Here is a 25,364-nt window from a genome sequence, read left to right as displayed (position 1 = left end):
ACTTCCGAAGCTGGCTGAGAACAATGAATAATGCTCTACCACCTTCTGAGGCAGTTGTAGCCCAAGCGATGCGATCTTCGCTGCCGGAATTTCTCTTGGTTTCCATTGAAAAGCTAAACGCGGTGAAATTCCTGAGCGAGCGAATAGAGATAGAGCGTTATGGAGGCTTCAAGCTCACAGGATGAATATTGATGATAGAAAACAATCGACTAAAACCAGAAAAACGCTTTCCAACAACGAAAGTTTAGACTGGATATGCGCAGTTCATTGAAATCAGAACTACGCACTGTCTAGTTGTTTAAATGAGCATATTGTCAGAAAAGTTAATCAGGAAGATAACTGAAACTGCGCTTCCACCCGGTACACCAACTTGTCACGGGACTCCGCGCTAAAGATGACGGGGGGAGTGAACTCGGCCACATCAGAGATAAAGCTCACCTGAGCACTAACAGCCTGACTCTGCCCATCCCGGTAAACCTTTACCTGACTGCCGGGTTGAAGCTGAGACAACTTGTGCTGTGGCAGATAGAAACGCACTTTTAACGCATCGTCGGGCAACAGCATCACTACTGGTGTGCCTGCATTAACGTATTCACCCAATTGGTGAAAGACATCTTCAACACGGCCTTCACGACGAGTGTGTACCGTCCGCTGCTGCAATTGCCAGTTTACTTCATCCCGAGCCGCTTCCGCCGCCTTCTGCTGCGCAACTGCCACTTCCAGAGTGTGCTCGCGGGCGGCTAACTCCGCGACCTGAATATTGGATTGAATCGTTGCAACCCGAGCTTGAGCAGCCCGCCACGAAGCCATCAGCTGATCCAGTGTACTGGCTGAAGCACTGCCGGATTTGACCAATTTCTGGATACGGTCTTTCTCCAACTTGGCTAACAGTTCATTAGCTTGAGCTTCGGCCAACTGAGCTTTAAGAACCTCAATCTCCTCTGGCCTTGCTCCCTGCTGGAGATCATAATTTTTCGCTTGCGCCTGTCTTACCGCCTGTTCTGACTGTTGCAAGATAAGCTGTTTTCATCATTACACCTTTTAATCAGCTGACAGTGCTTTAATTATCATGCTGTCATGTAACTCAAACAGCGCCTCAACATTCAGCGGCTGCTCAACGCCAATCTCAAAGACCACACGCCATATCGCAGCATAGATCATAGGTGCGATTACCAGTCGGGCAGTCAAATCTGCATCAGCTACCTGCAACTCACCACTGCGCTTACCGGCCTCAAGCAGCTGAGTGATAGCCCCAATGCCACGATCAATCACCTGCTGACGGTAATGACAAACCACTTCTGGAAACGCATTGCAATCACCGATCAATACCTTAGCCAGCTTAGGCATCGGCGAATGCGCAACAATCATCGGCATAATACGAAATAACATTTGCAATGCCTCCTTTGCCGAACCCGCACTATGAAGCACCACCTCCAGCTCCTGAATTTTTGGACTGGCAATACTATTGATCAGACCATGAAAGACCTGTTCTTTGGATTTGAAATAGAGGTAGACCGTCCCTTTAGAGACCCCGGCACGACTCGCGATATCGTCCATTCGTGCAGCGGTATAACCCTTCTCAAAAAACTCATCCAATGCTGCATCTAACAGCGCCTGACGACGCTGCTCCTTTGCATGAGAGGTGCGTGCTCGATTCATTCTCAACCTGACCTTAAAATAACTGACCAGTCAGTAATATACAACAAAAATAAAAGTTATGCCCGATGTAAAATATTTTATCGTGGCATCTATTGTTTCAGAGATGATGCTCCCTGAGAGATGAGACACTTTAAAGCCTTAAGTCGAGAAGAGTTTAGCATTCTGATTGAAGTCAACGTCACAACGGGAGCTCATCATTTTCGCTCTTACTGACCAGAGGTCAGCAACTCATATAGAGACCTGGCCCTTTGATGACCTTGATCAGCCGCTTTTTTATACCATTCGATAGCTTGTTGCTGATTTTTATCTGTGCCTCGACCTTCTTCAAAAAAAATCCCTAAAAGGTATTGCGATTCGGCCAGGCCCTGCTGTGCCGCTTGCTGGAAGAAGACAAAAGCTTGCTGATAATTCTGTGCTACACCTTCACCTAAGGAGTAGATCCGTCCTAAATTGTGCTGGGCATTGGCATTGCCTTGATTAGCCGCTTTTTCATACCAGAAAAATGCTTTACGCAAGTCCCTTAGCTCACCATCATCTTTCTGATACAGGCTACCCAGGCCAAACTGAGCTTCGACAAAACCCTGATCTGCAGATTTTTGAAACCAGAACAAGGCCTGCTCCAGGTCTTGTTTGACACCATGACCTTTCTGATACATCACGCCCAGATTAAACTGGGCCTGAGCATAACCCTGCTCTGCGGCTTTCTGTAACCATTGCGCCGCTTGCTTATGGTCTTTTGCCAGCCCCTGGGCTTTCAGATATAGCTGACCTAACTCATTTTGTGCACCTATATGCCCCTGCTCACCTGCTTTTTGATACCAGTTCGCAGCATGCAAAAAGTCCCGCTCAACCCCGAGTCCCTGCTCATATAAACGCGCCAGACTGTACTGTGCTTCTATATAATTCTGCTGCGCCGCTTGCTGCAGCCAGTAAGCAGCTTGTCCATAATCCTGATTAACATACAATCCTTCGGCATACAGTCGACTGAGGTTAAATTGCGCTTCAGCAATGCCGTGCTCCGCCGCTTTGCTCCACCAGTGATGAGCCTGCCCAAGATCCGGGGCCAACTTATCACCTTGGAAATACCAATTACCCAACGTATATTGCGCTTCCAGATGGCCTTGAGCTGCGGCCTGTGTATACCAGTGTGCGGCCTGAATGAAGTCAACATCGACCCCCTCACCCTTTTCATACATCACGGCCAAGCGATATTGCGCCTCTAACACGCCTTCAGCGGCCACTTGCTTATACCACTCAGCCGCTTGAACATAATTCTGCTCAACTCCCAGCCCTCTGTCGTAGCTGAAAGCTAAGCGATATTGAGCCTCTATATGAGCCTTATCCGCAGCCTTCTGATACCACACTAGCGCAGCAGCAAGGTCTTGATCCACGCCATATCCCTGTTCATATAAGCGGCCTAGCCTGTATTGCGCGTCGATATGCTGTTGATCCGCAGCCTTGCGGTAATATTCTGCGGCTTGAATATAATCCTGATCACCACCATAGCCCTGTTCATAAAGTCGCCCCAAATCATACTGGGCCAGAATATGCTGCTGAGAGGCGGCTTTTCTATACCAATCCGCCCCGACCTGATAGTTCTGAGTCACCGACAGCCCCCGGATATACATCAGGCCAACATTATATTGTGCGTCAGCAATCCCCTGCTCAGCAGCTTGATGCCACCAATGATGAGCCTTTGCCAGATTCTGGTTAAAGCCCTGCCCATCATCACCTTTAAAATATAAGCCGCCTAAGATCAGCTGGGAACGACTATGCCCCTGCTCCGCCGCTTTCTCTAACCACTCAATGGCCTTAGGATAGCTCTGCGCACTACCCAATCCCATGCTGAACATCATTCCTAAGCGACTTTGTGCTTCCGCATAGCCACTCTCAGCCGCGAGGCTTAACCACTCCATTGCCTGCTCATAACTTTTAGCGCCTCCCTGCCCGTTAAAGTACAGAACTCCCACATTATATTGAGCCTTCACAACGCCCTGCTCTGCAGATTTCAGCCACCATTGATGCGCTTGCTGTAAGTTCTGTTCCACACCCTGACCATTGAAATACATAACGCCAAGGTTAAACTGGGCTGTCGCATCACCTTGCTTAGATTGCTGCAACACCCTGTTGAACAGAGCCTTATCACCCTGCGTCGATAAGGCTGGACCGGCTATAAACAGCATTGTGATCAGAAGGAATGACAGCAAAGATTTATTCATCATTTTTTTCAAATCAATATAGATGGTGTCGGGGGATTCTCAGTAACATGCCAGCAAAGTAACTCGCATCTTACTGAGGGGAATACCCTATAAGATTAGCCCCGACATCTTTTCAGTTCCATCAAATAATTCCTGTTAATTCAGACAGTAACGCTAGCTTCGGAAAAGAAAGGGATGACAGCACGATATAGCCAGAGCAGCCGCAAAGCTCTACCTTATAGCAGACATATGCATGAGAGGTGATTGATCAGCCCAGGTTGTACTTTCTCCGTCACCGTCGCTACTATCGTCAACCAGCATGATATCCCTGCCTTGGATACTCTTATTTCACGACTTAAACACAAAAACAAAACCAGGATCTAACATGAGTCAAAATGATTGGGAAAACGGCCTAAAAGTACGCACTGAAGTGATGGGCGAAGCCTTTGTCCAAAAGGCGATGGATGGCACCACGGATCTGACCGCGCCGATGCAAGACTGGATCAACGAACATGCCTGGGGTTCCACCTGGCAACGGGACAATCTGCCGCGTTCTACCCGCTCTCTGGTTACTATCGCCATGCTAGCGGCTTTAAAAGCCCCAACAGAGCTAAAAGGTCATGTGCGTGGAGCCTTGAATAATGGCTGTACAGTGGAAGAGATTCAGGAGGTGTTATTGCACTCCATTGTTTACTGCGGCGCTCCTGCCGCACAAGAAGCATTCCGGGCAGCAAAAGAAGTGATTGAAGAATACCAGGAAAACAATGCGTTCTAATCCATTGCGGCTTACAACAGGCAAGAACAGCATTGCAGCCCTATGCTAACTCTGGGTTCTACAAAAACAGTCTATTATCAGGGTTATATCTTGACCCTAAACAGACACGGCTCGCTCCAGCTAATGACTGCTGCGAGTCGTTTTACGATCATTTTTTTCGTAACGTAAGGTTTCACCGCATTTATTCAGATAAACTCAATTAGCAGCTTTAGCTCCGATGAGCCGTTATCTGAAAGAAGATCCAAGCCCTTTTCCCTCCCAGCGTATAAACCTGTTCCAATCAACACCCTCCTTGGAGATATTGCCGAAAAATTTCGCTTCACCGGATAATAGTTCAGTGGTTATCAAACCATGCGTTGATAGCTTCAGATTGTTCCAGATCAAGCCATGACCTAGGATCTGCATCAAGTTTGATAGTGTACCCCGCTATCCCCTGAACAAAGTGCTTCTGTACTAATTGGTGGAGCAAGAGATGTTATTAGAATTAAAAGATCCCCAGCTACTGAAAACCCAGTCTTACATTAACGGTGAGTGGGTCGATGCAGACAGTGGTAATACCTTCCCAGTAACCAATCCGGCGACGGGTGAACTGATCGCTAACGTTGCAGATCTGGCTGGTGACGAGACCCGCAAGGCGATCGAAGCAGCCGACGTAGCAATGACATCATGGAAAGCGAAAACCGCCAAAGAGCGTGCCGTGATCCTGAAGAAGTGGTTCGATCTGATGGTAGCCGCTCAGGAAGATCTGGCTCTGCTGATGACGTCCGAACAGGGCAAGCCTATGAAAGAGTCCATGGGCGAAGTGATGTACGGTGCCTCTTTCATTGAGTGGTTTGCGGAAGAGGGTCGTCGTGCTTACGGTGATGTGATCCCAACCCACGCCAATGACAAGCGCATTCTGACTGTGAAACAGCCAATCGGTGTTGTTGCAGCGATCACGCCTTGGAACTTCCCTATCGCGATGATCACTCGTAAAGCAGCTCCAGCGCTGGCAGCGGGTTGTACTATCGTAATCAAGCCATCTGAAGAGACGCCTTTCTGTGCTCTGGCGCTGGCTGAGCTGGCGGATCGTGCTGGTATCCCAGCGGGTGTGATCAACGTGGTTGCGGGTGTTAACGCTAAAGCGATCGGTGGCGAGCTGACGTCCAGCCCTATCGTACGCAAGCTGAGCTTTACCGGTTCTACCCCTGTGGGCAAGCTGCTGATGGAGCAGTGCGCACAGACCGTTAAGAAGACCTCTATGGAGCTGGGCGGTAACGCACCGTTTATCGTATTTGATGATGCGGATATCGATGCGGCTGTAGAAGGTGCTCTCGCATCTAAATACCGTAATGCGGGTCAAACCTGTGTTTGCGCTAACCGTATTCTGGTTCAAGCTGGTGTACACGATGAGTTCGCCGAAAAGCTGGCCGCTCGTGTACAAGAGATGAAGATTGGTAACGGTGCCGCTGAAGGCGTCGAGATCGGCCCTCTGATCAATAAAGCTGCTGTCGATAAAGTTGATCGCCTGGTTCAGGAATCTATCGCTCAGGGTGCAAAAGTGGTCACCGGTGGTGAGCGCAACTCTGAAGGTGAACTGTTCTACACGCCAACCATCCTGTCTAACGTGACCCAGGATATGCCGGTATTCACTCAAGAGATCTTTGGTCCTGTGGCACCGATTATCCGTTTCGAGACTGAAGAAGAAGCGATTGAGATTGCGAACAATACACCGTTCGGTCTGGCGGCTTACTTCTACTCAGAGACAATGTCCCGTATCTGGCGCGTGTCTGAAGGCCTAGAGTACGGTATGGTTGCAATCAATGATGGCATCCTGTCTACCGAAGTTGCACCGTTTGGTGGTGTGAAGGAATCCGGTACTGGTCGTGAAGGCTCTAAGTATGGCCTGGAAGACTACCTGGAAATCAAATACATGCTGATGGGCGGCATTCGCTAATTCCGCTTGAAATTCACCCTGTTGGCATAACCCGGATAGCAGTGACGTTATTTAACACTTTTTATTTTTAAAGCTCACTGCTCTCTTTATTTACTGTATTAGGAGTCGTCATAATGACAACGAATGCTTCCCTTCAAGAACGTAAAAACAAAGTTTTCGCTACAGGTCAGGGTAACCTGGCACCAGTATTTATCGAGCGCGGCCTGAATGCTGAAATGTGGGACGTTGAAGGTAACCGTTACATCGATTTCGCTGCGGGTATCGCAGTACTGAACACTGGCCACTGCCATCCTAAAGTGATCGAAGCAGTTAAAGCTCAGACCGAAAAGCTGACTCACACCTGTATCACTGTAACGCCATACGAGCCTGCAGTGGCTCTGGCTGAGAAGCTGGTAGAAATTGCTCCGGGCAACACGCCTAAGAAAGCCATGTATGTCACTACTGGTGCTGAAGCGGTTGAGAACTGCGTGAAAATCGCACGTGCTCACACAGGTCGTCCAGGCGTCATCGCATTCAATGGTGGCTTCCACGGTCGTACTAACATGACTATGGCTCTGACTGGTAAAGTTGTGCCTTACAAAGCCGCTTTCGGTCCATTCCCAGCCAGTGTTTACCACGCGCCATACCCAAATGAAGTTCACGGTGTAAGCATCGAAGACTCTCTGAAAGCGCTGAAAATGCTGTTTACTTGCGACATTGAGCCAACTCAGGTTGCTGCGATCATCATCGAGCCGGTACAGGGTGAAGGTGGTTTCTACCAGGCTCCTGCTGAGTTCCTGCAGGCACTGCGTCAGATCTGTGACGAGCACGGTATCATGCTGATTGCTGACGAAATCCAGAATGGCTTCGGTCGTACAGGTAAAATGTTCGCTATCGAGCACGCTGGCGTTGAACCTGATCTGATGACCATGGCTAAAGGTATTGCCGGTGGTTTCCCACTGTCTGCTGTTGTTGGTAAAGCTGAGGTTATGGATTCAGCACCTGCTGGTGGCCTGGGTGGTACTTACGCGGGTTCTCCAATCGCTTGTGCTGCTGCTCTGGCAGTTCTGGAAGTGATCGAAGAAGAGAAACTGATGGAGCGTGCAACCTCTATCGGTAACCAGATGAACCAGCGTCTGAGCGCTCTGAAAGAAGAGTACCCTCAGATTATTGGTAACGTACGTAACCTAGGCTCTATGATTGCGATGGAACTGATCCAGAATGGTGACATCGATCAACCAAACCCTGAACTGACCAAAGCCCTGGTTGCTGAAGCACCTAAAAACGGTCTGATTCTGCTGTCTTGTGGTATCCGCGCTAACGTTATCCGCTTCCTGCCAGCTCTGACCATGAGCGATGAAGTGCTGAACGAAGGTCTGGATATTCTGACTAAGATGATCGCTGATCAGGCGAAGTAATTGGGCATCACTGCTCGATTACCTCTCCCCTCTCTATAGCACATGCTGCTATAGCAAAACGGACAGCCCAGGCTGTCCGTTTTTTTATGGCTCTGAACATCAATATCAATGACTGACACTCAGAGCATCATCTTTTCAAGGATAAAGCCTGCTTTAATCCGCAGTGAAATGCCCTCTCAGCACTTGCAAAAACAGTTCACGGGCTTTGTTTGGCTGTGCCGTTTTTTTGCTTACCGCCGCCATTGGCAATAGATAGTTACGCAGCTCGGGAACAACTGAACGAATCTGCCCCGACTCCACATACTGCTTCGCGTACGCTTCCGGCAAAAAGCCCATATAAAGACCGGATAAAATCATCGCCAGACGCCCTTCATAAAAATAAGCCTTACCGGCCAGTTTCAGGCCAGACATCTGCTCTTCTACGGCTTCATGAGGCTTCAGACCGGCATGTACCAGCGGAATCTCACAAATCACCTCATCAGTAATCTCTTTCTCTGGCAGAAGTGCCGCAGGATGCCTGGTACTGATATAAAGACGACAAATATCAGTATAGATATCAAAGTAATCCAAGCCTTCCAGTTTACGGTGACAGGGAATAAAGCCCACATCCACCATATCGTTCAGCACCATACGCTCAATCTCAGCCATGGAGGCGACATCAGACGAGATCTGTACACCCGGTGCCTGCTGGTAAAAGGCATTGACTAAATCAGGGAAAGCGCAACGATCATCCAGGCTTATAGCGTCGGATAGCACAATTTTCAGTTCGCCGGTCAGGCTGCTGTTTAGATTATTTACCGTCACACGGAACGCATCCAGAGACTCTAACAGCTGTACTGTCATCTCATAGATGATGGCACCCTCTTCTGTCAGGGAGAAACCCGCACGGCCGCGCTTGCATAGCACCAGATTCAACCGGGATTCCAGATTGGAAATATGCAGACTAATGGTGGAACGGCCAATATTCAGTGCCGTTTCTGCCGCTGAAAAGCCACCGCAATCCACGACTGTCTTAAAGACTTTCAGCTGCTTAATCTCGTAATCACCCACCTGACCCAGAGAGTAATTTTTTGTGCTCATAGATGCCTGTCACTCAAGAATAGTTTTTTAATAATAATAGGTTATGGGCCTCACTATCTGGATGAGTCTAGCAGAGGGCCTTTCATTATTCACAGCTATTTTATGAATACACCCACTTAAAGAAAAATATTTCGGGCCACCTTGATCAATAGCTGGAGGATATAGTTTTTATAGAGGTTTTTTGTTTGAGTGCTTGATGATCAAAGTGTGATTTTTTCGTAACTTGGCGCCTGAAACTATCCAAGCGCATACCTCTTACAGGGTATTCATTCCTCTTTAAATCTGTGAGCAGTATTTTCTTGCTTTAAAATCAGCCATAGCAGGAAAACCCACTATTTGTAATGTTTGTTCACCGTAAAACTTTACTGCGATTTGGCGAGGTTTTTCATAACACTGGATCACTCTAAACTGCACACATGGCTTGAGGAGATACAGCGGACAATATCTTCTCTTCCCATTGACCTCTATGTTCACGCCCCTTGGGGTTGTGCCTTTTGCTCGGCCAGTCACTATCGACACCCTGCTGACTGGACTATTTGTACCCGGTTGATTCCTCGCGATCAACCGGGTCTTTTTTTATCTTCATCCCTCATGCCCCTCCAGAGAACCGCTCCCTCCAGGCAATGATGTTTATTGATCAAGTGGATCGTTCTATTTTCCAATAGGCGAAAAGAGGCCATAACTTTCGCTACAGCCTCTTTATCTGTTAACTATCCACTTTATCTTTTAGCTCTACGTCACCTACACCACATCCATATCCGGTTTTTTCTTGTATGGAATACGGAAAAAGATCACATAAAAAACAGGGACAGCAATCAGTGTAAGAATAGTCGCAAAGCCCAATCCAAACGAGATCACAACCGCCATACCTTCAAAGAAGGCATCAAACAGCAGTGGCACCATGCCCAGAATCGTAGTGATAGCGGCCATACATACCGGGCGGACACGACTCACCGCTGAGTGGAACACCGCATCGTAAGGTTCCCGGCCCAGAGACAATTCGTAGTTGATCTGATCCAGAAGCACGATACCGTTTTTCACAATCATCCCTGATAGACTCAGGAAGCCCAGCAGCGCCATAAAACCAAAGGCGGCATCCATTAACAACAGACCGGATGAAACTCCGATCAACGCCAACGGCACACATAGCCAGATCACCAGTGAAGCTTTAAAGGAGTTAAACAGCAGTACCGTGATAATAAACATAAACAGGTAGCCCATTGGCAGGGAGCTGAAAATATTTTGCTGTGCATCACGGGCACTTTCAAACTCACCACCCCACTCCAGCTCATAGCCACGGGGGAGTTCAATCCCTTCGACCTGAGGACGGATACGTTTAAATACCGCATCGGTAGTTTCATTTTCCAGGATCAGCGGATCACCCATCACAGTAATGGAACGCTTGCGGTTACGACGTTCAATAATAGAGTCTTCCCACACCAGCTCAAAACCGGTCACAAGCCCACTTAGCGGTACATAGCTTTGGGTTGCCTGACTGTAGACCTGCAGATCACGCACTTGCTCGATAGACAAGCGCTCCTGTTCCGGCGGCTGCATGATAATTGGAATCAGCTTACTGCCTTCACGATAGACACCCACCTGAGCACCACTGAAGTTCATCAGCAATACACGGTCGATATCTTTTTTACTGATACCTAAACGACGGGCATGAGATTCGTCAAACTGAGGACGCAGGACTTTCACACGCTGACGCCAATTATCTTTGATGCCTTCAACACCACCATCAGCCGCGTAGATCTGTTTTGTTTTCGCGGATAACTGACGCAGAACCTCAGGATCAGGACCAATAAAACGTGCTTCAATCTTAGAACCTGCTGCAGGGCCTAACATCAGGCGCTCCAGTTTAAACTCCAGATCACTATGGTTTGCGGATAAATAACCGTGCACCTTTTCAATCAGCTCAGGAATGTCATTACCATCATTGGCACGCACTACAATCTGACTATAACTGCTCGAAGGTTGTTTGGAGTTATAAGTCAGCATAAAGCGCGGCATCCCCTGTCCTGTGGTCGACGCAGCATATTTCACGCGTTCATCTTTCAGGATAAAGGCTTGCACATCTTCTACACGCTTATAAGTATCATCAATATGACTCCCTTCCGGCAGTTCCATATTGACAAAAAAGAGCGGTGTCGTGGATGGAGGGAAAAACGCCTGCTTCACAAATTGAAAGTAGTAACCCGCGCCATATAGAGAGCCGATCAGTAGCAGAACTGTAATCCAACGGAAACGCAGTGCCGCCGACAGCAGCGCTTTATAGACCGTAAACAGCACGCCTTTGTAAGGATCTTCAATCTCATGTTCTGCTTTAATTTCTTGCTTGAAGAACAGGTCGCAGAAGAAAGGGGTCAAAGAGATTGCGGTAAACCAGCTTAACAGCAGGGAGATCAGCAATACCTGGAACAGGGAACCGACAAACTCACCCACGGAGTCCGGTGACAGGCCAATCGGAGCAAAGGCCATAATCGCAATAATGGTTGCACCCAATAAAGGCCATTTGGTTTGCTTCACTACACTCTCGGCAGCTTCCAGCTTACTGTAACCACGCTTCAGACCGATCAAGACCCCTTCTGTCACCACGATGGCATTATCCACCAACATACCCAGAGCGATAATCAAACCACCCAGAGAGATACGTTGCAGGTTAATCCCCAGGTACTGCATGACAATAAAAGTACCCAGAATGGTTAACAGCAGAATCAGGCCAATCAGAACACCAGAACGCAAGCCCATAAACAGCAGCAGTACGACAATAACGATGCCAACTGCTTCGGCCAGGTTCAACAAGAAAGACTGAACCGATTTATCCACTTCGTGAGATTGGAAATAAATAGGATTAAGCTCGATACCTACCGGCTGTTGGTATTCCAGATCAGCAATGCGCTGCTCCAGCTCCTGGCCAACCTTAACTACGTTAACTCCCGTAGAGAAAGAGACACCTAGCAACAGTGCAGTTTCATCATTAAAATCCACTCGTTGTTCAGTTGGATCTTGATAACCACGACGTACTTCCGCCACATCACGCAGATAGATACTCTTTCCGGAAACAGGGCTGGTCAGCAGCAGGTTTTCCAGCTCACTGATATCCTGGAACTCGCCGGTTGGATGAATACGGATATATTCGGAACCCACTTTAATGCGACCCGCATTAGATACCGCATTCTGATTGCTCAGTAGCTGATCCAGCTGACCCGTAGTAATACCCAGCGCGGTTAACTTAGCCCGGGAGATCTCAATAAAGACCTGCTCCTGCTGTTCACCCGCAATGGCGACCTTACTCACACCCGGCACCAGCACCAGTTCACGGCGCAGAAAATCCACGTAGGACTTCAGATCACTGTAGTGATACCCCTGCCCCGTTACTGCCAGCAGTACACCGTAAACATCACCAAAGTCATCCACTACCGCAGGAGATGTGGAGCCTTGAGGCAGCTGAGGCTTTAAATCACGCATTTTCTTACGTAATTCATCCCAGATCTGATTCAGATCCTTACCCCGGTAGGTATCTTTAACCGTCAGCTGAACTTTGGAATAACCCGCTTTGGTCGTTGAAACCAGTTTATCCACATAGGGCAGATTCTGAATCGCCTGCTCAATAGGATAGGTGACTTCCTCTTCCACCTGTTCAGGCGTCGCACCGGGATAATAGGTGATGATCAAAGCATCTTTGATAGTAAATTCGGGATCTTCCAGCTGCCCCAGTTTAGTAAAGGAGATTGCACCACCGACCAGAAGTATCAGGGTGATCATCCAGCTGGAGACTTTTTTTTCGATAAAATACTTAGCGATACTCACTTACAGGCCTCGCTCTTTTACCCACGGACGCACTTCCATGCCTTCACGAATAGCATGTACACCGGCTATGACAATCTGTTCTCCCTCTTTAAGCCCATCGATTACCTGAATCTGGTTGGACTGGAGTTCGCCGACAGTGACTTCACGCTGACTTAACAGGTGAGTATCCGGGTCATAAACCCAGACCGCTCTTTTCTTTTCTTCCAGTGTTTGATCCTCTGGCGTGAACACAGCTTCAACCGGCACCAGCCAGTATTGAGGCTCACCCAGCAGCACGTTGGCATTCACCTGGACTTCAGCCGTCATCCCCGGTAGCAACAGCAAGTTAGCAGTATCCGGATCAGGTCGAGGCATTGTCAAAGTCACCGTATAACTCTTAGTTTTCGGATCTGGATTCGTGGAGTGATCTTTATAAACTGCTGTAAATACCTTGCCCGGCATACTGTCTACTGTGATATTAGGCTGGTAGGTTCGATCACTTTTCTGGATACGAACAATAAAGTCTTCCGGCACCTGAAACTGGATATCAATAGAATCCGCATCTTCGAGCTTCACAATAGGAGCCGCAGCATTGACAAACTCAAAGTTGTCCGCGTAAACCTTAGCAATCACACCACTGAATGGCGCATAAATTTTACTGTAAGAGAGCTGGTTTTTAGCCTGTTGCAAAGCAGTCGCGGCTTGCTTCACAGTATTATTGATCTCATCCAATTGAGACTGTGTTGCCGCCTTCTGCTGCACCATGGCGCTAATACGCCGTTGCTGTAACTTAGCAAGATCATAAGCGGTCTGACGTTGACTGATATTCAGTTTAAAATCTTTATCATCCAGCGCAGCTAATAGCTGACCTTTCTGCACCTCCTGCCCTGAAACTACAGGTAAAGCCTCTAACTGCCCCGCCACCCGGAAAGTCAGATCGGTTTCCTCACTGGCGACAAACTCCGCCGGGAAATAACGCATAGCAACACTTAGGCTACCAATGGTACTGAGTTTGACTGGCCTGATAACAGGTTCTCGTTCCACAGTTTCCTGCTCCGGTTTACAGCCTGATAAAAACAGGCTTGCTACTAGCACACAGGTTAAAGCCAATAGACGAGGTCGACAGGGCATCTTGGATTCCTTAAGCGTCTTATTTAGTTCAAAAAGTGTCAATAAATCAGACATCATGATCTTTACTATAGATAAAGTATGATGACTTCACTGTGAAAGAAGGAGAAAGCTCAAAAGACATTGGCGTTACTGAACACACAGTGTTCTTTACTCAATGCCTATTTAGTCCTGATAGGCTAAATTAAATATTCTCAAACGGGATGATAGAGACAGAGCTTTATCCGAGGAAGCTAAATTATTCATCAAATTAATTTATTTGATTAACTTAGACCAGCGAGTCCAGTTTTACCGTTCATTATTGATTTTAAAAAGATAAAACATGTTAAGTGAAATATGTTTGCCGTCTGGACTTAAGCAATTACTTAAGTCCAGGATATGGAGATTAGCGTGCGGAAAATTAATTAGATAAAATCGTTTTCAGTGCCTGGGCGTGTTCTGCAGCGGTATGACCCAGCGAGGTTAGGTAACCACCATCTTCCTGAGTAATCAATCCTTTAGCATAAAGGCGTTTTGCAGCCTCAATCATTTCAGGATCAGCATCTGAGTGCACTTTAACCCCCTGCTGCATACTTGAGAGGTTAAACTGGATCAATATATTGACTTCCTGATGTTGCTCTTCCGATAAACGCATCAATAGGTCCTCTTTCTTGTTTTAGGATCCAAAGAATTGACCCCAAACAAAACTTCTTTAGCCTCATTCTCCATCTTGACTCATTACTGATGGACATGTAGCAAAGAGATTTATCTGGGAAAATACGTCACTTGAACCATTCAGCGACTTAGCTGCTACTGTAGCAAGTTTCTCGCTTCAGAGTTAAGAAAAATCTCACTAAAATTAAAAAGTTATGCTGTATGCAGCAAAGGTCTAAGTAAATTACTGTCTGAGGCGACAACAAGGTTGAAAAACACCGCTACTTCAGGCTCTAAGCACCAGAGCAAAAGGCTTTCAACATTTATTTCCTTACCCTCTCGGGCCCCTGAGTATGAAAATATTTATGTTGGTTTGCTCATTTGCCAAATAAAACTGGATTCAGGCAATAAACATGCTGAAGTAAACTACAAGGGAGGGCAGGGAATCACTCCTTGACCTGAACCAATACATTCAGCTATCCGTCAAAGAGTGATTCCAGCTATATTCTATCCGTTTGGCAGGTTGCTTATTGCAAGGCCTGACCAATAAGATGATCTGAAAAATCAGAAACCGGCGAAATCAAACTCAAAGCTAAAATCGGCCAAACCGGTTAATTCCAGCACTTGATTACCTGTAACCTCCTGGCCACCAACATTGTCGACAAAGCCGCACATACCAAAGTCAGTCCAGTTACCACCCTCAACAGCCTGATCATTAATGGGTGAAACGGCAGCCAAATCGACAGGGAGAGCATCAATTAAGGTTAAATCAATCAATGAGCTGTCTACGGGTTCAATGGCAATCAGTGGCTCTGGGTTCAGCTCCCCATTGATTTCATCAACACGTTGTTGCTGCTCTGCTGTCAGGTCTTCATAAGAAACAACGCCATAGATTTTATCAACCTGCTTAAACAAGCCATCGAGCTCGGCCTCCTGTTGCTCTGTCAACTCAGGCCAATCGCCATTCTCATCAGGACCTAGTAGATCATCAATCTGCTGATTCAGGGCATTAACCTGGGCCTGCTCAACATCTGTCAAATCAAAGTCAGGAGTGCCAAAGATCTCATCCAACTCATCAAACAGGGCCTGAGTTTTTTCATCAAATTCTGGAATAGGCATGATGGAAATCATGCCATCATCTTTCAGGAAAATAGCATCCAGCTGTGCGTAAATGCCATCTACTTCCTCTTGCAACTCTTCGGACAGGTCATCATAGGATACGACGCCGTATACCTTATCAATCTGCTTGTACAGGCCATTCAGTTCTTCCTGCTGCGCTTCAGTCAGCTCAGGCCAATTACCATTTTCGTCCGGTAACAGCATCGCTTCAATCTGAGTGTTCAACTCATCAACCTGCACTTGCTCTTCTTTGGTCAGTTCCTGTTTATAGCTACCAAAGATATCATCCAGACGGTCATATAGAGACTGAACTTCTTCATCAATCGGCTCGACTGGTAAAATATCAATTTGATCCGCCCACAGCTTATCCAGCTCAGCGTAGATATTATCGACTTGCTTCTGCTGTTCCGAACTCAAGTCATCGTAATTAACAATGCCGTAGATATCGTCAATCTGGTCATACAAAGCAGCGACTTCTTTTTCCTGAGCTTCTGTCAGTTCAACCCACTCACCATTTTCATTAGGTGCAAAAAAAGTGTTCACCTTATCGTATAACGCATCAACCTGTTTCTGCTCTGCTTCATTCAGATCAAAATCAGGTGTACCAAAGATCTCATCCAGCTGTTGGTAAAGGGCCTGAATCTCATCATCTTCCGGGAAAATCACACATCCCCCGGCCATAATACCAGCAGCAGCGGGCTCTTCAGAAACAGGCTCGGCACTCGGAATAGCAGGTCCAATTGCAGGTTCTACTGTCGGCTGAATATCCAGAGTAGCAGGCTCAATTTCTCGTTCAGCAGGCAGGGGCTGAACATTATTAACTTTGGTAAACATCATGATCCTATTTCCTTGATATTATGCATGTTTTTGCCAGCACCTTGATTACTGGCCTAAAGGTAATCCACGTAGGCACTTCACCCTGTCGCCTAATAAGCATCTGACTGAGTCGGTAAAGAGTCTAGGTGGAGCACTTACCCTCAAGTGCAGAAATATTGTGGCAAAATCTTGCTGGAGATGATGTTTTTGGTTTGTTTATGGAATGTAGCCTCCACATTAAAATCTTTTCTAAGCTCTACCTGCCGATACAAAGGATCCCACGCTTGTATCAAGATAGCATTATCAAGATACTGTCTGCCTTTCAGGCTCACAGCCTTTAAACTGAGGCTCAAGCAGCTGAACCACTTCAGGATACAGCTCCTGTCGACTCACCGAGTGGGATACCACGGAAAAATGCGCCAGCGATCCTGATTCGGCTTTTTCCTTTAAGATTAGGGTTTCCCTATTGTATTCCTTAAACATGCGATCATAACTTTTGGTCAGATCAAGCACGCGGTAAGCCATTTTTCTGATAGGTTTGATATTGCCCCATAAAGTAAAAGATCGCGCAAGGAAACGGCGCATGCCGGAACCTATCATGCCATCCAAAGCCTTAGAAGCGGTCTCCAGGCCTGCTGTAAAGCCAGACAACTCTGTTTGCGGAGCCAATAAATTAATGCATAACTTTAATAGGTTTTTCTGATCAGGCAACTGCTCATAATCCTGCTCAGCCTGTTGCAGGTGCTGTATAAAAGCAACAAAGCTATCCAAATGAATATCGGAATATTTGCTATCCAACGCTGTTACATTGACGTTAGACAAACGAGACTTAAAGCTATCTGACAGCTGTTTCTCAGGTGTTGTCGAAGTATTATCAAAATACTCAATCTGATTGGAAACCAGTGCATATAGAAGGTCCACAAAAGGTCCAGATGCCTTGCCTACATCAATGGATAGAAAATCGATAATATGATTCAGCTCTTCTGCAATATCACCTATCAGAGGCAGAACACAGTAGTCACCTTTTCTGTTACGCTTATCAATAGCTTCCATAATATTGGAAATATCCTGAACGAGCGCATCAATCAGGCGATCCAGCTCAGACTTGAGCTCCGCATTGATAAAGTGCCTGGTAATATCTCCACTATATCGTTTAACCACATCATCTGATGCGTAATAAAGTGTTTGACTGAGCTTCTCCACTGAACCTTTCAGTTCTAGCAAGATTGCTTTGCAGTCTAATAGGGTGGCAATGGCATCCTGATAAATCTCTTGGCCTTCCGCGGCTGTAAACTTATAGCCATTGTAGTTTATGAATATTTTGAAGGCACTGGTTTTAGGCAATTTAGCCTTAATACCAAGGAGCTTTGCCTTGATACCTTCTGCACTGGATTCCTTGACTACCCGGGCCAGTGTTGGCACATCATCTTTCACTAGATTATAGGCAGAGACCAGATCATACATGGAGAAATCGGCAATCACTCGCTGGGTTAAATCAAAGTCATTTGTCACATTGATGATACGGCAGTCCGATGCAAAACGACTTTCATCCAGCTGGTGCAGCTGGTTAAAGAATGGGGTAGACAAGTAAGTGATGCTTTTTATCTGCCACTGCTCCGGCCACTCTGGAGCAACTGCCGCGCGCTTTGTGAACTCATTGAGCACGTTACCACCATGAGAATGGCCGATAAGGTGAAAGGCCACTTTTCTGTTGCGATAGCCTGAATAATAAGCGACTTCACCATTGCTACCACAAAGACGATTTGCAAGATAAGCCCCTGCTATCTCCCTATTTGCTTTAGTATTGTCGCCACTCCAACCATGGGCATCAAACAGAGCAAGATTCTCATGTGTTTCACATAAACCTCTTAGCTTTTCTATAAACTTTGTGTTTTCGGCCCAATAATTATTACTACTGGTGTAGCTTGATGCGCGTTTAATACTGCTAGGAGTCAGACAAATAGGGTCTACGGTGCCTGCCACTAAAACAAATATATGCTGAGTATCAAAATCCACAACAATTCCTTTTAACTGTAAGTAAACCCTGCTGCGCTATAGATAAATAAAAAATACAGAGCACTTTCCAGACAAAACTGGAAAGCACTGAACTTTTCATAAAGCTTTTGCTATATCACGAAATAAAGGGTTTTAATTCTCTCTGCCCTGAACATCAGAAAACATTTGTATTGGTAGCTAACGGTTGTTGTTCAGAACTTTGTGCTTCAACGCTTAGTCAGATATGTTTTCTATGACAGTTTCTGCGCTATATTTCACACCATGTAAAAGTGGTAATGCGGTTTGAAGTTCCGAGAAATCCCTCGGTGCATATTGATATTGCATAAATGGAGTATCCAGCAGCTGCATTTTCATTAATGTTTCAGCCACCAGTCCTGCACAAAAGTAATCATCTTTTTTTGGATTATCCACTTCCATCAGCCCCATGATATACAAACCATCCATATCATCGGTGTAGGGTTTGCCATCCATCTGCTCAATAAAGGCTTTTACAACCGACCAATTATCACGTGCTAACGCTGATGAAGTGCCAGTTTGAACCGCTTTACGATAACTAATAACAGAGTTTGCATCCTCATCACGATAATCTCTCAGCATATCTGCTAAAAAGTTAAGCTGTATGCCCGATTTTTCTTCCATACCCCGTAACACACCCTGATGAGTACTGGAAGTGGCTTGCCAGATGCACGCTTTACCATCACAAATGTCGGGCTCTTTAATCACCACTACCACATGGGAATAGCGGCTCTGCGTTAGGCGGCGAATGCGTAAAGAAGATGGATAAGAACCGGCAAACAGAATCAAATCGCCTGTTTGTGCTTCTTCCAGTAGATCATTTAGATCAATCTTAGGAGCTGTCTGAGTATCAATCGCTGGTACCTGCCAAAACATTGGAAAAGGCAACTGACCAATGCCATCCAGTCCCTGTAACAAGCGGGGAGGTTGTTCCGTACGGCCCTGCTGTTTTTTCAGTTTGTACAAACCTTCTAACTTAGCTAAAACAGCGGCATGTTCCTCACAAGCCTGCTGCAAACGAATATTAGTGAAATCAGCCAGTTTGGAACCAATTGCAGCCGAAATCAGTGCCTCAAAGCGGGACTTGAACAGCGGCAACAATTTACTCAGTGCATAACTGTCTTCTAACTTAAAATCCAGGTTACCAATATCACATTCTGATGAAACCAGCGTAACGCCTAGACTCTTCTCCGATACCATCAGACTCAGAGCAACCTTAAGCTGCACATCCTTGGCGGTCATCTTAAATGAGCCATCCGAGTTTAAATTATGTCTTAGCAGCAGTAACTTGTAGTCGCCTTTCAGATGAAAGTCTTCGCTGGCTAACTGAATTTTAGAAAAGTGTAAGTCAATAACAACGCTGCGCTTAGCCAGATCCAGATGAACACTGGATTCTGGTTTTAGGGTCGCCAGTCCGAATAGCGTGGGCTGACCAATCTTGACTGACATATTCACTTTTTTCAGTGATACCTGCTCACTGATTTCAGTATCAGCAGTGTAAGGGTCCAGCGATGGAATACTGACTGCGCCCTTTTGGTAACCATGGCGGATTACATCCGATAAAATCTCAAGGTTTTCAGTGAAAAAATCATGTAGAGAGGTTGAAGAAGCTGATGTTAAAGTCATGCAGTCAATTCCTTTATAGCAAATAACCCTATTTCCAGCACAATGCAGATAAGGAGTACAAATAATTACCCAAATCATCAGCAAAAACTGAACGACTTACTATTACAGATAATTACACCACAAAATTTGAAGACTCGGCTTTCCCCGTTAACGAAGATCAATGGCAACCTTTTCTTTACGGCTTAACTACCGTAAGCTGCGACCTTTTCTACACAGATCCTTAAAGTTATCAAAGAGTAATACGGATATGTCAGACGCTGAAGTAGTTATTGAAGATATTGTGGTGGGTGAAGGCACGGAAGTAAAAAAAGGCGGTGCATTAATCACAGCGCATTACCGTGGCTTTCTGGAAGATGGTACTGAATTTGACTCTTCTTACAAAAAAGATAAGCCCTTTCAAACAGTATTAAGCCAACGCAAAGTGATTCAAGGTTGGGTGAAAGGCCTGCTGGGTATGAAAGTCGGCGGCAAACGCAAACTGCTTGTTCCTTCCGAACTGGGGTACGGCGAACGCCAGGTTGGAGAGATGATTCCCCCAAATTCCAACCTGATCTTTGAGATTGAGCTACTGGAAGTCATGAACCGCGAGTAAGTTATGAACCGCAAGCAGTTGCTTTAGCCAGGCTGAATACCACGCTAAGCATGGCCGATACTCTCCAGAACAATCACACCTTCAGGAGCAATCTGGCCTCCAGGAGCGATCAGGAAAGTATCGGCGCTTTATATAAAGCCTTTTGACATAGACCATTATCGTTTCAATCTGCTAAGCCGTCGCCATGGTTAACTCAAAAGCTCTTCGACGGCTCATCAAACGAAATGCTGCCGGGACAAAATAAAACGATAGGACTGTAGTCAAAACAGTGCCTCCCGCAATCGCCACAGCAAAGGGTGGCCAGAACCCACCGCCTGCCAAAATCAAAGGTAGGAAGCCGCCCACGGTAGTAATAGTCGTCGAACTGATATGACGACCACAGCTCATTACAGCATGAACAATCGCTTCCCGATCTCCCTCAATCGCTTTTGCGTCGGCTTTTAACTCTGCCAAAATTACAATTGCGGCATTAATGGCCAAGCCCATTAAGCCTAACAAGCCAATAATCACAGTGAAACCAAATGGGTAGCTAAAGGTGTAAACGCTTAATAAACCCAAACCCACGGACTGAAATGCTGCCAGAAAGATCAGAATACTCATGCGGAAGGAGTTAAACGACAGCACCACCACTGTAACCAGTAATGTTGCTATCACACCAATGCTGGCCATCAGGTTACCGACGGCATCATTGCGTTTAGCTGATTCTCCGCCAATCTCCATACGATAACCCGCAGGAATAGTAAAACCGGCCTGCTCCAGTCGGTGTTGATACTGAGCAAGTGCTGTAGCAGGTAGCACACCGGAGCGCAGATAGCCTTCAATAACGTTTACCCTCTCGCCATTACGGCGAGGAATCGCTCCCCGGCTGGGTCTCAACTCAGCATTAGCCAGTGCTGAGAGCGGGATATTACCCTCTACACCGGGAACTGTCAGGCTCAGGTTTGTCAGATCAGAGAGATCCTGGCGCTGCTCATTGCCCACGCGAACTCGCACTGGAATCGATTCTGTCGTCTGTAAAACAGAACCTTGAGTAACCCCCTGCAAGCTGTGTTGTAACTGAGTAGCGATCCCGGTCAGGCTTAAACCACTGATACGCCCCATATCTTCATTGATATCCAACCACACCTTGGGTGTGCCCGGCTGTAAGGTTGCTCGGGTATGAATCACATCCGGTGTACCAACCAGAACCTGTCTGGCCTGATCACCTAGTGTTTTCAAGGTGTCCAGATTTGGACCGTACAGGCGTAACTCAACAGGTGCATTAAACGGTGGCCCCTGCTCTAACGTTCTTACCAAAATCTGCGCCTCAGGGAAGGCATCATCCAACTGCTGTTGCAATTCAGGAATCATACGATTAGCAGCCTGGAAATCGGCAGCTGTCACCATCGCTTGAGCATAATTCTGTGCACCACGCTGATTCGGTACAAGATTGTAGTAGAAGGAAGGCGCATTACTACCTACAAACCAACGTACCTGCTTAATCCCCGTTTCATCTGCCAGTATCTGATCCAGACGCTGAGTCATACGATAAGTTTGACTGATGCTGGTTTGTGCAGGCATATAAAGCTCAATCTGAAACATATCCCGGTCGGACGGTGGAAAAAACTGCTCTGTCAGCTGTTTTGCGGCCATAAAACCAGATAATGGCAGCAAAAAGACGATCAGAATCGCGATCTTGGGGTATCTTAAAGTCAGATGCAGTGAGCGTTTAAATAATCGACTCAACCAGTTCAGCTTCACCCCTTGCTGATACCAATGCCCCTGATCAGCTGTATTGCGTAAAAAACGCCCGGATACGGCCGCAACCAAGGTATGAGAGATAATATAAGAGCCCATCAGAGAAAAGATAACACTTAACGCAATACCACCCACAAACTCACCCGCAGGTCCCGGCATCAGCACTATTGGCATAAAGGCCAGAATAGTCGTTAAGGTTGAACCTAAGAGCGGTAGCCACAAGTGATGTAAAGAATTCATCACCGCATCTAAGGCTTTCTCACCCAGTTGACGTCGCTGCTGAATCGAGTCTGCCATCACAATGGCGTTATCCACCATAATGCCCAATGCGACCACTAAACCCGTCACCGACATCTGGTGAATAGGTAAGCCATAATATTTCATACAACTTAGGGTAAATAGTACGGTTAAAGGCAGTGATACCGCCACAACCAGCGCTGAACGCCAACCCAGGGTAAAAAAGAGTACACAAGCGATCAGACCAAAACCCACCAGAACGTTATCCATCAATTCGCCTAAACGAGTCGAGGTGTAAGACTCCTGATCAAATAGGATTTCGGCACTGATATTGGTGGGTAGGCGGCTTTCAAACTGCGCCAGAGCTTGTTTAACATCTGCCGTCCAATGATCGATTCGGCGCTCAGGCAGCATGCGGGCTGCGACAACAACGGCACTTTGGCCATCAACGATAGCCATCTCCGAGGCGGGCCATTTCAGCTCCTGACGCACTTCAGCCAGATCCTCAATACGCAATAAGAAGCCATTGCTATCGCTTAGCAGCGGTATACGACGTATGCGATCTACGGAATCCAGCGCTCCGGTCAGCTCGACTTGCAGCTGATTCTGTTCATTCACCAACTGACCAGCACTGACTTTGGCATCAGCCTGACCAATACTACGAGCAATCATCGCCGGAGATAGCTGTAATCGCCCTGCCAGATCCGGGTCCAGCTGGACGAGAATCTCCTCTTCCGGCTCACCAAATAGCTCGACAAAATCGGTTCCTGACACAATGCGCAGCTGATTTTGCAGATCCGCACCATAACGCCCCAGCACTGCGGCATCCAGCGCCCCCGGTCCCTGCCACTTAAGTGCGATTAAAGTGGTAAAAGCATAACCGTGATCATCATCCAGCGAAGGTGACGAGGTGCCCGCAGGTAACTCGGGGGCGACATCATTAATGAGATCTCTTACCCGGGACCAGACTGGAGTAACCTCAGTAATGGAGTCCTTTAATTCCAGACGAACTACCGAAATACTAGGACGAGAGCTTGAGGTCAGCAGCTTAATCTCTGCCAGTTTACGCAGTTTATTCTCAATTTTTTCACTGACTAAAGCTTCAACCCGCTCAGCACTGGCACCGGGAAAATAAGTCACGACACTGGCGACCCGGTTAGTAATGCGAGGGTCTTCTGCTCTGGGTAAGGTGGTTAATGCCCCTAAGCCCGAAACCAGTAACACCACAATAACCAACGCCAACATACGACCATTAGCAACAAAACTGCGCATCATGATTTCACCTCAGCCATATGTTGTTCAGCAGAGATCATCTTCAAAGGTTTAGTAGGGTCTGTTTTGTCACTGGTAAGGGCCTGCGCCTGTAAACGCACCTTCTGCCCAGGCACTAAACGCTGTAAACCCGCCGTTAATACACGTTCCCCATCAGCCAAAGCACCAGAAACATAGGCCATCTCCTGTGTGGCATGTAGTACAGTGATATTACGACTTTGCAGGGTATAAAGTTTCAGCCCATCAACACTTGATTCGGTTTCCGGTTGCAGAGTATAGGGGTTCCACATCCCCCGAACCCCATCAGTCAGGGCAGTAAGAGGTAACCAAAAACCCTGTGCCTGATGATGTTCAGCAACGGTTAGATACGCCATCTGACCATTAACCAGACGGGTACTTTCAGGTAAAGAAAAACGTAACGCGACAGTGCGGGTAACAGGGTGGACCTCTGCACCGGCAGCTAAAAGAGTTGTCGGATATGTCAGACCATCAATTTCAAGCACTAATCCATCTTTTTTGCCTGTTTCCTTTCCAAGCTTCGGGCCTCCCGCCTGCTGCTGGAGAATGGTATCCAATAAACGTACCGGCACACCAATTTTGACTTCACTATTGCCAGACTGCAGTAACTGAAACACCGGTACTCCGGCATTGACTACCGACCCGGAATCCTGGAGGCGCTGGCTGATACGGGCAGAAAATGGCGCATATAAATTCGCTTTCTCAATACGGATCTGGTTAGCATCCAGTGCAGCCTTAACTCTTAAGCGACTGGCTAACAGCACTTTCTGGCGGGCCTCCAGCTCATCAATACTCTGGGTGGAAGTAAAGCCACTCTGCTTTAATTGGGTCAAACGCTTAAGGTTGTTACGGGTGAGGTTTAGCTCCGCTTCTATTTCACTAAACTGAGCCTTCAACTCTTCCCGCTCCATTTGCAACAGCTCCGTATCCTGAGCGGCCAGCAAATCACCCTGCTGCACCTGATCACCCTCATCAAAATAAAGGCTTGCAACTTTACCGGACTGTTCAAAGCCAATGGCCGCATTCTGTTTCACCTGGACGCTACCAGAGAAGCGGCGTTCAACATGATAACCTTGCTGTAAAATGACCGGCTCACTTTTTGCCAGGTGATAATAGCTTTGGTCATGATACTGAATCTGCCCTGTCATACCTTCAGTTTCACTACTCTCATCGGCATTACCTGGAGTACAGGCGGTCAAACCGAGCTGCAATAGTAAAACAACGGAGAACGCCAATGCAGTGTGGGACCTTGGCCACAGGCTGTTAACATTTAGGGTCTTCATGGTATGGTTCCTGAGAAACAGTGTTAAAGTGG

Annotated in this window: 16 protein-coding genes and 1 pseudogene; 5 read left to right on the top strand and 12 right to left on the bottom strand. The window is 46.9% G+C overall.

All coding sequences use genetic code 11. The features are described from left to right. Positions 1-185: pseudogene (locus H579_RS29440) on the top strand (IS4-like element ISCku4 family transposase); the annotation flags it as partial. 142 nt (positions 186-327) lie between these two features. Here H579_RS29440 and H579_RS25265 read toward each other — a convergent pair. The 3 genes from H579_RS25265 to H579_RS25260 all read right to left on the bottom strand — a co-directional run bounded on the left by H579_RS25265 (position 328) and on the right by H579_RS25260 (position 3,881). Beyond that, positions 328-1,014: an HlyD family secretion protein gene (locus tag H579_RS25265; protein WP_051227536.1), complete on the bottom strand. Its 687-nt coding sequence runs from the start codon at positions 1,012-1,014 to the stop codon at positions 328-330. A gap of 27 nt (positions 1,015-1,041) precedes the next feature. Next, positions 1,042-1,659 (bottom strand): TetR/AcrR family transcriptional regulator, encoded by a 618-nt coding sequence (locus H579_RS0110800; RefSeq protein ID WP_028300695.1) that lies wholly within the window; start codon positions 1,657-1,659, stop codon positions 1,042-1,044. Positions 1,660-1,865: 206 nt separating this feature from the next. Beyond that, positions 1,866-3,881: an SEL1-like repeat protein gene (locus tag H579_RS25260; protein WP_051227535.1), complete on the bottom strand. Its 2,016-nt coding sequence runs from the start codon at positions 3,879-3,881 to the stop codon at positions 1,866-1,868. A gap of 361 nt (positions 3,882-4,242) precedes the next feature. Between H579_RS25260 and H579_RS0110790 the strand changes: the two genes are divergently transcribed. From H579_RS0110790 to gabT, 3 genes are all read left to right on the top strand, one after another. Then, positions 4,243-4,632, top strand: a complete 390-nt coding sequence (locus H579_RS0110790) for a carboxymuconolactone decarboxylase family protein (RefSeq protein WP_028300694.1) — start codon at positions 4,243-4,245, stop codon at positions 4,630-4,632. 472 nt (positions 4,633-5,104) lie between these two features. Then, positions 5,105-6,568, top strand: coding sequence for an NAD-dependent succinate-semialdehyde dehydrogenase (locus H579_RS0110780; RefSeq protein WP_028300692.1), 1,464 nt, complete (start codon positions 5,105-5,107; stop codon positions 6,566-6,568). Positions 6,569-6,681: 113 nt separating this feature from the next. Then, positions 6,682-7,965, top strand: coding sequence for a 4-aminobutyrate--2-oxoglutarate transaminase (gene gabT, locus H579_RS0110775; RefSeq protein ID WP_028300691.1), 1,284 nt, complete (start codon positions 6,682-6,684; stop codon positions 7,963-7,965). Positions 7,966-8,118: 153 nt separating this feature from the next. Here the strand turns inward: gabT and H579_RS0110770 are convergent, their stop codons facing one another. The 7 genes from H579_RS0110770 to H579_RS0110740 form a co-directional block, all read right to left on the bottom strand. After that, complete coding sequence (locus H579_RS0110770) at positions 8,119-9,045, bottom strand: LysR family transcriptional regulator (RefSeq protein WP_028300690.1); 927 nt, start codon at positions 9,043-9,045, stop codon at positions 8,119-8,121. A gap of 741 nt (positions 9,046-9,786) precedes the next feature. After that, a complete protein-coding gene (locus tag H579_RS0110765; protein ID WP_028300689.1) occupies positions 9,787-12,861 on the bottom strand; it encodes an efflux RND transporter permease subunit in 3,075 nt (1,024 codons plus the stop codon). After that, entirely contained in the window at positions 12,862-13,971 is a 1,110-nt protein-coding gene (locus H579_RS0110760; protein WP_028300688.1) for an efflux RND transporter periplasmic adaptor subunit, read from the bottom strand. A gap of 397 nt (positions 13,972-14,368) precedes the next feature. After that, positions 14,369-14,602 carry a TIGR02647 family protein gene (locus H579_RS0110755; protein ID WP_028300687.1) on the bottom strand — a complete coding sequence of 78 codons (234 nt, stop codon included), beginning with the start codon at positions 14,600-14,602 and terminating at the stop codon, positions 14,369-14,371. 563 nt (positions 14,603-15,165) lie between these two features. Continuing rightward, the gene (locus H579_RS0110750) at positions 15,166-16,557 is read right to left on the bottom strand and encodes a hypothetical protein (protein WP_028300686.1); all 1,392 of its coding nucleotides are present in this window, start codon (positions 16,555-16,557) and stop codon (positions 15,166-15,168) included. A gap of 282 nt (positions 16,558-16,839) precedes the next feature. Beyond that, a complete protein-coding gene (locus H579_RS0110745) occupies positions 16,840-18,552 on the bottom strand; it encodes a lipase family protein (protein WP_028300685.1) in 1,713 nt (570 codons plus the stop codon). A 213-nt stretch (positions 18,553-18,765) separates the two neighbouring features. Beyond that, on the bottom strand, positions 18,766-20,193 hold the full coding sequence (locus H579_RS0110740) for a JHBP domain-containing protein (RefSeq protein WP_028300684.1): 1,428 nt from the start codon (positions 20,191-20,193) through the stop codon (positions 18,766-18,768). A 247-nt stretch (positions 20,194-20,440) separates the two neighbouring features. Here H579_RS0110740 and H579_RS0110735 point away from each other — a divergent pair, with 247 nt between their 5' ends. Continuing rightward, a complete protein-coding gene (locus H579_RS0110735; RefSeq protein ID WP_028300683.1) occupies positions 20,441-20,785 on the top strand; it encodes an FKBP-type peptidyl-prolyl cis-trans isomerase in 345 nt (114 codons plus the stop codon). A gap of 171 nt (positions 20,786-20,956) precedes the next feature. Here the strand turns inward: H579_RS0110735 and H579_RS0110730 are convergent, their stop codons facing one another. Next, positions 20,957-24,034 (bottom strand): efflux RND transporter permease subunit, encoded by a 3,078-nt coding sequence (locus H579_RS0110730; RefSeq protein ID WP_028300682.1) that lies wholly within the window; start codon positions 24,032-24,034, stop codon positions 20,957-20,959. Continuing rightward, a complete protein-coding gene (locus H579_RS25255) occupies positions 24,031-25,332 on the bottom strand; it encodes an efflux RND transporter periplasmic adaptor subunit (RefSeq protein ID WP_051227534.1) in 1,302 nt (433 codons plus the stop codon). The genes H579_RS0110730 and H579_RS25255 overlap by 4 nt, the downstream gene beginning before the upstream one ends. Positions 25,333-25,364: the final 32 nt, after the last annotated feature.

Source organism: Oceanospirillum beijerinckii DSM 7166, from assembly GCF_000422425.1.
Taxonomy (GTDB): Bacteria; Pseudomonadota; Gammaproteobacteria; order Pseudomonadales; family Halomonadaceae; genus Oceanospirillum; species Oceanospirillum beijerinckii.
Note: the sequence above shows the minus strand (reverse complement) of the source record. Positions and strands in the feature narration are given on the sequence as shown.